General features: G+C 59.7%; 1 protein-coding gene. It reads right to left on the reverse strand.

Going from position 1 to position 2090, the window contains the following annotated elements:
- Positions 1-598 precede the first annotated feature (598 nt).
- Positions 599-1774, reverse strand: a complete 1176-nt coding sequence (locus AC629_RS49660) for a lysozyme family protein (RefSeq protein ID WP_245332204.1) — start codon at positions 1772-1774, stop codon at positions 599-601.
- Positions 1775-2090 lie beyond the last annotated feature (316 nt).

Genomic DNA, 2090 nt, shown 5'->3' on the forward strand with positions numbered 1-2090 from the left:
CAGACAACACCGGCCACGTCACGTGAATCGCATGGCCAAGCGCTACCAAAAAGCGCCGCCGCAACGGCTTCCGTGCCGGCCAGTTCATGTCGTGGCACCTCCGCAAACAGAGCCCTGCAGAAGTGGTGCAGCTCAGCAATGGATCGGCACGATAAAACTAGAGCAAGGTCTTCAAACCGGACAAAAGGTGCGGCCCGTCAAGGGCCAGAAGATCGATCTTGCACCTTGCTAAACGCGCTGCTCACTAATACGTCGCACGCCCATCCCGCGGCAAGAAAAATGCGGCGATGTCTCCGTTGGGGTCAAAAGCGGAAGTCTGGGGCTGCCAAGTGCTCAGTCCGCTCTGGCTCTGACAACGGGCATGCCAGGGCTTTCGCCGCACGCCGGCTCAGGGCCGTCAGCCGACCTGAATTGCTTATGAATCTAGGAGGCTAGGTTCTCGCCTCGGAGGCAGCAGCGCTCGAGCCTTGGGGCAATCGGGCCGCTGGGAGCGAGCAGCCGCCCGGTCTCTAGGCGGAACGCAAACCTAATCCGGCACCGGAAATCGGACTCCAAGATTGCCGGAACACGTTCCCGACCAAACGAAACCTGATTCATCTCAAGCGTCCCGCCGCCTCAGCGTTGGCGCGGGGTAGCGGGCATAGAGCGTCTCGACGCGGTCCCGCCACATCGCCACGAACGCGCCCGACGTGAGGCGATCGACCGACTTCCATTCGCGTTTGACCGCCGGCAGAGTGTTGCCCCAGATGGCGCGCTTGCACCATCTCTCACCCTTCTCGATGCCCTCGCGGGTCGCGCACATCGACTTCCAGGCAATCTGCTGCGGATGGCTGATGTGTTGGGCGGCTCCTTCCCAGCCCTGCTGGTGGATCAGATAAAGATTGGCGAACGTCAGCTCCTCGTGCGTCATTACTTCGAATAGCGCAGCCTCGGCGATGAACTTGTAGGCGGCAGCCATAGCATTGTCGCGAGAATTGAGGATGTCGCCCGACCCGTATGCCCTAAACTCAGACTTGCTCAGCTGGAACAGACCTATATAGGAGCCGGTGCGTTGCCTGGGATCAAAATCGGATTCGATTTTGGCAACCGCCTTCATGAAATTGGCATCGACTCCAAATGCTTTGGCCGCGCGTTCGATCTCCTGGACCGGCGTTCCGAGCGGAACGTCGCCGAATGCCGCCAAGGCGATCTTCGCGGGTTTCTCCGGCGGAGGAATTTCCGAATAGACGTAGTACTTCAGATACAGCAGCTCGCCTTCGTCCGGCTTGGGAGAAGCCGCATGCGGCCGGTCCAGCTGCGGCGTTGACTCGCTCGTGGGCGGCGTAGCATCAAGGCTGGCACTGGTCTGCAGCGTTCGCCCTTGCGGCGGCGAACTGGTCACATCGGACGGCATCACCGAGTTCGGCGCCGCGTCTGCGAACTCCGCCGCAACAATCGCATTAGCCGATGATCTTGTATCGAATTTCGCCTCGATGACCGGAGTCGGCAACGCCGCGCTGGCGTTTGTCAGCAGCGTCGTCACGTTCAGCGGGATGGTGCCGAATGCATCAGCAACTCTCGCATTCGGCGTTGCTACGCTCGGGGGCGGTACCGCGATCTGATGAATCGCTGCAAGCGAAGTTGCGCCCAGCGCGCCGGCAATACAGCTTACTTGCCAAATCTTCAATGTCGCCAACCGCACCGCCGCGGTTCCCCCATTCAATCCCAACCACAGATCCCCGTGTTCAGTCTGGGGCCCAATCCTGCATCGACGTATCTTTTGGATTTGCCACAACGAAGGCGTGAGGCTGGACGGCTCGAATTTCTCACTGGCTGTTGCGGCGAAGACGCACTGAACAGCGATGCTGACCTATCTCAGAATTCGATTTTTCCGTCGGTTTGCTTTCTAAGCGAACGCCATGTCACTTGAGCTGCAAGCCGTAGCCGCACCACGTGCCGATCGTCGCGACGGCGCGCTCGCTGTATCGGCGTGATCTGGGTCTGCTTAGGGTCTTGGCTGTGTGAAAACGCCAAGGCGCTTGAGCGCGATAGAAGAAGTTATTCGTCCAAGGCGGTTCTAGCGCTTAAGCTAGCACGTGGCTTCAACTTAG

The organism is Bradyrhizobium sp. NAS80.1 (assembly GCF_001908205.1).
Classification (GTDB): Bacteria; Pseudomonadota; Alphaproteobacteria; order Rhizobiales; family Xanthobacteraceae; genus Bradyrhizobium.